The sequence below is a fragment of the Pseudomonas sp. RL genome (genome assembly GCF_000647775.1).
Classification (GTDB): domain Bacteria; phylum Pseudomonadota; class Gammaproteobacteria; order Pseudomonadales; family Pseudomonadaceae; genus Serpens; species Serpens flexibilis.
The window spans coordinates 1-7,304 of sequence record NZ_JBOY01000190.1 but is presented as its reverse complement, the minus strand read 5'-3'; the positions used below and the strand labels follow the sequence as shown (position 1 = coordinate 7,304).

At 70.2% G+C, this 7,304-nt stretch carries 8 protein-coding genes; all 8 read left to right on the top strand.

The genetic code is table 11. The annotated features are described in order from the left end of the window. The coding region (locus AS93_RS0118070) for a universal stress protein (protein WP_027591888.1) at positions 1 to 805 on the top strand (805 nt) is incomplete at its 5' end. Positions 806 to 807: 2 nt separating this feature from the next. Next, on the top strand, positions 808 to 2,886 hold the full coding sequence (fdhF, locus tag AS93_RS0118065) for a formate dehydrogenase subunit alpha (protein WP_027591887.1): 2,079 nt from the start codon (positions 808 to 810) through the stop codon (positions 2,884 to 2,886). Continuing rightward, positions 2,873 to 3,883, top strand: coding sequence for a 4Fe-4S dicluster domain-containing protein (locus AS93_RS0118060; RefSeq protein WP_027591886.1), 1,011 nt, complete (start codon positions 2,873 to 2,875; stop codon positions 3,881 to 3,883). The genes fdhF and AS93_RS0118060 overlap by 14 nt, the downstream gene beginning before the upstream one ends. Then, on the top strand, positions 3,880 to 4,497 hold the full coding sequence (locus AS93_RS19795) for an FAD-binding oxidoreductase (RefSeq protein ID WP_256214835.1): 618 nt from the start codon (positions 3,880 to 3,882) through the stop codon (positions 4,495 to 4,497). Before AS93_RS0118060 ends, AS93_RS19795 begins: the two co-directional genes overlap by 4 nt. Then, positions 4,497 to 4,721: a hypothetical protein gene (locus AS93_RS21185; protein ID WP_256214834.1), complete on the top strand. Its 225-nt coding sequence runs from the start codon at positions 4,497 to 4,499 to the stop codon at positions 4,719 to 4,721. Before AS93_RS19795 ends, AS93_RS21185 begins: the two co-directional genes overlap by 1 nt. Positions 4,722 to 4,807: 86 nt before the next feature. Continuing rightward, entirely contained in the window at positions 4,808 to 5,713 is a 906-nt protein-coding gene (locus AS93_RS0118050) for a universal stress protein (RefSeq protein ID WP_027591885.1), read from the top strand. Between the two features lie 19 nt (positions 5,714 to 5,732). Beyond that, on the top strand, positions 5,733 to 6,398 hold the full coding sequence (locus tag AS93_RS0118045; protein WP_051587536.1) for an alpha/beta family hydrolase: 666 nt from the start codon (positions 5,733 to 5,735) through the stop codon (positions 6,396 to 6,398). Between the two features lie 176 nt (positions 6,399 to 6,574). After that, positions 6,575 to 7,135, top strand: coding sequence for a sigma-70 family RNA polymerase sigma factor (locus AS93_RS0118040; RefSeq protein WP_027591883.1), 561 nt, complete (start codon positions 6,575 to 6,577; stop codon positions 7,133 to 7,135). Positions 7,136 to 7,304: the final 169 nt, after the last annotated feature.

Sequence of the window (7,304 nt, the reverse complement as noted above, 5' to 3'; positions counted from 1 at the left end):
CGCGGGTGGCGCCACGCTACATGTGGCCGCGCTGGTGGCGACACCCGCGCTGGTGGCCCTGCTGCCCGCCGAGGTGCAGGCCAGGACCCGCGACGGCTACGCCGCGGAGTGTCGCACGCGCCTGGAGGAACAGATCGAGCCGCTGCGCCGACAGGGGCTGACGATCACCCGCGAGGTACTCTGTGTGTCCGACCTGCGGGCGGAAATCCTCCAGCACGTGGCCGAGCTGCAGCCGGACCTGCTGATCAAGGACGTGCAGCACGAAGGCGAGCTGAAACGCACCTTCATCACTCCGCTGGACTGGCACCTGCTGCGCGAGTGCAGCGCACCCCTGCATCTGGTTGCCGCCGGTGGTCATGCCCAGCCGCGCAAGGTGATCGCGGCGGTCGACACCTCGCGGGAACAGGCCAGGGAAACCGGGCTGAACGAGCGCATCATCGAGGCGGCCAACGCCCTGGCGATGCAAAGCGGCGCCGAGCTGCACCTGCTGCACACCTATGACCCGCTGCGCTACTACATGGCCGACGCCGGCGCGCCCAGCGAGTCCTGGAACGAGCTGCGCGACATCGCCCAGCAGGACTTCCAGGCGTTCGCCCAGGCACAGGGGGTTCCCGAGGATCGCCGGCATTTCCTGCTCGGCCCGCCGACCATGACCCTCGCCGAGTTCGCCCGCGAACAGCAGGTGGACGTGCTGGTGATGGGGCGCGTGCAGCGCAAGGGCCTGGACAGGCTGGTCGGCAGCACCACCGAGCACGCGCTTTACCAGGTGCCTTGCAGCATCCTGGCCATCGCTCCGGGCGGCTGAACATGCACGTGGTGCCGAGCATCTGCACCTTCTGTGGCGTCGGCTGCGGTCTGGGGCTGCGCGTGGAGGAGGGCCGGGTCATTGGCGTCGAGCCGCAACCCGGACATCCGGTCAGCGAAGGTCAGCTGTGCGCCAAGGGCTGGGCGTGCAGCTTCGCCGTCGAGCCCGCCGGGCGCCTGCGCGAGCCACTGGTTCGGGAAAACGGCCGCCTGCGCCCAGCCAGTTGGGAGGAGGCGCTGGCGCGAACCGCCGAAGGCTTCCAGCTGGCGCTGGACGAACTGGGGCCGGCCGGCGTCGGGGTGATCAGCTGCGCCCATGCCAGCAATGAGGACAATTACGCGGCGCAGAAATTTGCCCGCGCGGTGCTGGGCACCCACAACATCGACCATTGCGCGCGCATCTGCCACAGCCCGTCGGTGGCCGGCCTGGGACGCACCCTGGGCTCCGGGGCGATGAGTGGCGGCATCGCCGACATCGACCAGGCCGACCTGCTGCTGGTGATCGGCGCCGACGTCACCGAGAACCACGCCATGATCGGCGCGCGCATGCTGCGCGCCCAGGCGCGCGGCGCCACGCTGATCGTCGTCGATCCGCGCCGCACTCGCCTGGCACGCCTGGCGGATATCCACCTGCAGCTTCGCCTGGGCAGCAATATCGCGCTGCTCAACGGCCTGCTGCATATCATCCTCGCCAAGGGTTGGGAGGATCGCGCCTTCCTCGCCGCGCGCTGCGAAGGCGAGGCCGCGCTGCGCAATCACCTGGCCAACTTCGATCTGGCGCAGTGCTGTGCGCAGACCGGCCTGACGCTGGCCGAGCTGGAGCGGGTGGCCTACGCGTTCAGCCACGCCCGCGCCGCCTTCACCGCCTACGGCATGGGCATTACCCAGTTCCAGAGCGGTACCAACAACGTCATCGCGGTCTCCAACCTGGTGCTGGCCTGCGGCCAGATCGGTCGGCCGGGTACCGGCATCAACCCGCTGCGCGGGCAGAACAACGTGCAGGGCGCCTGTGACATGGGCTGCCTGCCGGATGTCTATCCCGGCTACCAGCCGGCTGCCGACCCTGCCGTGCAGGCGCGCTTCTCCGTCGCCTGGGGCCGTCCGGCACCCGCCTTGCCGGGGTTGACCTCGCTGGCCATGAGCGAGGCGGCGCGGCGCGGCCAGCTGCGCGCGCTGATGGTGATGGGCGAGGAGCTGGTGGTGACCGACCCGGACCAGAACCAGCTGTTGCGCGCGCTGCGGGCCCTGGATTTCCTGGTGGTGGTGGAACTGCGCCTGAGCGAGACCGCTCGGCTCGCTGACGTGGTGCTGCCGGCTGCCGCCTTCACCGAGAAGGATGGCACCTTCACCAACTGCGAGCGCCGCGTGCAGCGCATTCGCCAAGCTGTGGCGCCGCCCGGCACGGCGCGCGCCGACTGGCAGATCCTGTCCGCGCTGGCGGCGTGCATGGGCTATTCCGGCATGGACTGGCCGGACGCCGAGGCGGTCTTCGCCGAGATGACGGCGCTCACCCCGCTTTTCTCCGCCATGGATTATCCGGCGCTGGCTGTCGCGCATGGCCTGCAGTGGCCGTGCGACGCCGCGCATCCGCAGGGTTCGCCGCGCCTGCATGAACGGGGCTTCCCGCGGGGGCGCGGGCGGCTGCTGCCGGTCAGCCAGGTGCCGCTCGACGAGGTGCCGGATGCCGAGTATCCCTTCGCCTTCACCACGCACCGCCTGCACTTCCACTACGGTGGCGGCGCGATGACCCGGCAGTCGCCACTGCTGGAACGGGAAACGCCGCTGGCGCTGCTGTTCATGCACCCGGCCGATGGCGTGGCGCTGGGCCTGGGCGAGCGCCAGGCGGTGCGCGTGCGCTCGCGGCGCGGCCGGCTGGAGACTCGGGTACACCTGACCGACGACGTGCCGCCGGGCACCCTGGCCATGCCGTATCACTTTCGCGAGGCGCCGTGCAACCAGCTGACCAATCCGGCCCAGGACCCGATCAGCCGCATGCCGGAGCTCAAGGCCTGCGCCGTGGCGGTGGAACCGCTGGCGCCGGGTGTGACTCCACGAACGACGGAACGCCATGGACGCCGTTGAACTCGACCGTCCGGAGCGGCTGCGCGCCTGGCTGGCGCGCCAGCGCACCGTGCATGAGGTGCGTGCCGACGGGCAGGGCGGTTGGCACTGGCAGGCGCTGGCGGCGGACGATGCCGCCCCGTTCGATCCACCGTCCGTGCTGCCGCCGTTCTCCGCCAAGGGCTTCTTCTTCGCCGAGCGCGAGCAGTTGTTTCGCTTCGACGGCGGGCAGTTCCTCGGCCTGATGCCCGAGGTCGAGCCGCAGGTGCTGTTCGGCCTGCATGCCTGCGATCTACGGGCGGTCGCCTACCAGGACCAGTTCTTCGCCGCCGATCCCCATTACCAGGCCCGCCGCCGGGCCAGTCTGCTGGTTGCGCTGGAGTGCCGGCACAGCTGCGCGGACGGTTTCTGCAGCCTGGTCGGCAGCGGACCCCGGGTGCATGACGGCGACGCCGATCTGATCCTGCTACCGCTGTCGCAAGGCTGGCGGCTGCTGGTCGCATCCGCCGCTGGCGCCGAGGCGCTGCGTGGCTTCGCTGTGCCGGTAGCGCCGGACGACGGCGAGGCGGAGCGCCAGGAAAATGCCCGGCGGGTGGCGGCCGAGCAGGGACCGCAGGCCGAAGTGGCGCGGGGCATCCAGGCGCTGCATGCCGGGCGCATCACCGAGGAGGCCTGGGAGGCGGTGGGCCTGCGCTGCCTCGGTTGCTCCGGCTGCACTACGGTCTGCCCGACCTGTTCCTGCTTCGCCCCGCTGGACGTGGCGGACGAGGAGGGCGGCGTCGCGCGCGAGCGGGTCTGGGATTCCTGCCTGTACGAGGCGTTCCAGCGCGAGGCCAGCGGGCACAACCCCACCGCCAGCGCCGGGCAGCGGGTGCGGCGCTTCTGGTATCACAAGTTCGGCGAGGCGTTTCGCGAGCAGTTCGACGCCTATGGCTGTGTGGGCTGCGGGCGCTGCGACCGGGTCTGTCCGGGTGGCATCGGCGTGCACGGCGTCATGGGCCGGGTGGCGAAGCCATGATCGACGCGACGCCGCGCCGGTTGTGGCTTGAGCAGCACTACGCGGATGGCGAGGACGCCCGCCACTTCACCTTTCGCCTGGACGCTCCACACGCCGGCGATGGCGCCGTGCGCCCCGGGCAGTTCTTCATGCTCTGCGTGCCCGGCGTCGGTGAGGCGCCGTTCACCTATGTACGGCCCCCGGATCCGGGCGGCAGCTTCAGCGCGCTGGTGCGCCGGATGGGGCGGGTAACCGATGCGCTGTTCGCCTGCGCGCCGGGTGCGCTGCTGGGCTATCGCGGCCCGTTCGGCCACGGCTGGCCGCATGACCTGCCGGCGGGTAGCCGGGTGCTGGCGGTGGCGGGGGGATGCGGCCTGGCACCCCTGGCCAGCATGATCGAGGACGCCTGCGCGCCGGACGCGCCCTGGCGTTTGACGCTGTTGTACGGCGCTCGCCATGCCGCCGCCCAGGTGCTGGGCCGGGAACGGGCGCGCTGGCGCAAGCTGCTGCCGCTGTTCGAGAGCTTCGATCAACCCCCCCCGGCCAGCGACCCGGTACGCCCCTGGACCAGCTTGATCGCGTGTTCGCCGCAGGCGGCGTGGACGCGCTGCTGTGTTGCGGCCCGGAACCGCTGATGTCGGTCAGCGCGCGCGAGTGCCTGCGGCGCGGCCTGGCCGCCGAGCGCATCTGGCTTTCCCTGGAGCGGCGCATGCACTGCGCCGATGGCCTGTGCGGACATTGCTATCTGGGTGCGAGTTACGTCTGTCGTGACGGTCCCACCTACCGCTATGACCATTACCTGCGCCTGCTGCGGGCGAGCGGCGCCGATGCGCTGCCGGCGGCGCCCGGCTATTGCTGAGACGCCGCTTGACCGGTGGCGCGGGATGCACCGGCATTCGCACCTATGCTCACAGTGCCGCCGGGCGACAAAAGGGAGGAAATGCCATGGGCCACTATCAGCGGTTGCTGACCGTCGTCGATCTGCGTCAGCGGCATTCCGCCGCTCTGCAACGGGCGGCCGTGCTGGCCAGGGAAAGCGACGCGGCCCTGCATGTGCTGGCCTGCATCGAGCCGCCCTGGTCCTGGCCGCTGCTGGAACATGAGGTGCGCGACAAGGCGCGGGACGGCTTTCTGCTGGAGGCCCGGCAGCAGCTCGACGCCCAGTGCGGCCCACTGCGCCATCAGGGGCTGAATGTCACCTCGCAGGTGATCTGGGCGGCCGATCCGCACGCCGAGATCCTCCGCTATGTGGAGGAAATGCAGCCGGACGTGGTGCTCAAGGACGTCGAGCAGGTCAGCGAGCTGCGGCGCACCTTCACCACGCCGCTGGATTGGCAATTGCTGCGCGACTGTGCCGCGCCGCTGCACCTGGTGGGCGAGGGCGGTCATGCGCATCCAAAGCGGATCGCAGCGGCGGTGGACACCGCCAGCGACAAGACCCCGGACAGCCCATTGAACCGGCGCATCGTCGAGGCGGCCAACACCCTGGCGCTGCAGTGCGATGCCGAACTGCACCTGGTGCACGCCTTCGATCCGATGGCGGTATTTCTCGGTGACTTCAGCGGCTTCAGCGCGTCCTGGGCGGACCTGGCCGGCGATCTGCAGGCCAGCGAGCGCAGCGATTTCCTGCACTTCGCCGATGAATGCGGCGTGCCGCAGGATCGCCGCCATTTTCTGCTTGGTCCGCCGACCCTGACGCTCGTCGAGTTCACCCGCGAGGCCGGCATCGACGTGCTGGTAATGGGGCGCATCCAGCGCCGGGGGCTGCAGCGTTATGTCGGCAACACCACCGAGCACCTGCTCTACCAGATGCCCGGCAGCGTGCTGGCGATTCGTCCGGAAACCACCTGATGTAGCGAGGAGAGGGCCCATGCAGAACCTGGAACCGATGTCGCTGTTCCTGACCCTCGACGATGCCGGCCTGGCGGCCGATCTGCTGCGTCCGCCCGAGGCGCGCGGGCTGGTGGTGTTCGTGCATGGCAGCGGCAGCGGGCGGCGCAGTCCGCGCAATCAGCAGGTGGCGCGGGCCTTTGCCGCGCGCGGGCTGGCCACGCTGCTGTTCGATCTGCTCACCGAGGACGAACAGCGCATCGATGCGCTGACGCGCCGCCTGCGCTTCGACATCCCGCTGCTGGCGCGGCGCATCGTCGGGGTGATCGACTGGCTGGAGCGGGACCCGGAACTGGCCATGCTGCCGCTCGGCCTGTTTGGCGCCAGCACCGGCGCAGCCGCCGCGCTGATCGCCGCCGCACAGCGGCCGCACGTAGTGCGTGCCGTGGTGTCGCGGGGCGGACGGACCGACCTGGCCCGCGAATCGCTGGATGGCGTGGCGGCGCCGACCCTGCAGATCGTGGGCGAGAGGGATCAGGAGGTGCTGGCGCTCAATCGCGAGGTCGCCCGTCACCTGCATGGCGTCCAGCAGATCACGGTGGTCACCGGCGCAACCCATCTGTTCGAGGAGCCCGGCGCGCTGGAGGAGGTGGCGCGCCTGGCCGGCGACTGGTTCGAGCGCTTCCTGGCCCAGGCGCAGGGCTGAACGGATTGGTCGCAGCCCCGCTGGCTTAACCGAAGCTGAATGGCGCGTTTTCTTGATCGCGATCCAGTGTTCCGTGCGCGGCGTTGAGTGACCCTGCTGGCGCTTCCGGGAACCTTTTACCGCCGTATTCGTTACAGGCCCGGAGCATCCTTCCAGACGGGTGAGACGGGCGCGACATGCAACGCACGGATGAGGAACTGATCGAGCAGGCGCAGGCGGGCAATCGCCAGGCGTTCGGCCTGCTGGTGCGGCGTCACCAGGCCGGGGTGCTGCGCTTCGTGCGCCGCCTGCCCGGGAGCAGCGTCGACGCAGCGGATATCGTCCAGGAAACCTTCCTCAAGGCCTGGCAGGCGATCGCCCGCTGGCGCCCGGAGGCGCGCTTTCGCACCTGGCTGTTGCAGATCGCACGTAATACCACCCGTGATGAGTGGCGCCGCCAGGTGCGCCAACCCTCGGAAGCACTGGAACAGGGTGATCAGCCGGCGGACCCGGTGCCGTCGCCGCTGCGCCAGTTGCAGGTCGAACGCCGGCTGCGCCAGCTGGAGCAGCTGCTGCAGCGTCTGCCGGCCGAACAGCGCGAGATCCTCCTGCTGCGGGAAGTGGAGGGCTTGTCATATGCCGAGTTGTCGAGTGCCCTGGGTATCCCGCCGGGCACGGTGAAGTCGCGTCTGGCCAGAGCCCGCGAAGGGTTGCTGGAACACTATCGACAGGAACCGGGGGAATCCCTGCATGACTGAACATCTCGATCCGGACACGCTGTCCGCGCTGCTGGACGGCGAGCTGGAGACGCATCTGCGCCCGCTGGCCGAGGCGCATTTGCACGGCTGCGCCCGATGCCAGGCGCGTTTCGCCGAGCTGCGCGCGCTGGGCGATGCCCTGCGCGCCTTGCCAAGGCGCGCGCGACGA

Bases quoted from the DNA above. Each gene is read 5' to 3' on its own strand.
- fdhF (WP_027591887.1), top strand. From the start codon at position 808: ATGCACGTGGTGCCGAGCATCTGCACCTTCTGTGGCGTCGGCTGCGGT.
- AS93_RS0118060 (WP_027591886.1), top strand. From the start codon at position 2,873: ATGGACGCCGTTGAACTCGACCGTCCGGAGCGGCTGCGCGCCTGGCTG.
- AS93_RS19795 (WP_256214835.1), top strand. From the start codon at position 3,880: ATGATCGACGCGACGCCGCGCCGGTTGTGGCTTGAGCAGCACTACGCG.
- AS93_RS21185 (WP_256214834.1), top strand. From the start codon at position 4,497: ATGTCGGTCAGCGCGCGCGAGTGCCTGCGGCGCGGCCTGGCCGCCGAG.
- AS93_RS0118050 (WP_027591885.1), top strand. From the start codon at position 4,808: ATGGGCCACTATCAGCGGTTGCTGACCGTCGTCGATCTGCGTCAGCGG.
- AS93_RS0118045 (WP_051587536.1), top strand. From the start codon at position 5,733: ATGCAGAACCTGGAACCGATGTCGCTGTTCCTGACCCTCGACGATGCC.
- AS93_RS0118040 (WP_027591883.1), top strand. From the start codon at position 6,575: ATGCAACGCACGGATGAGGAACTGATCGAGCAGGCGCAGGCGGGCAAT.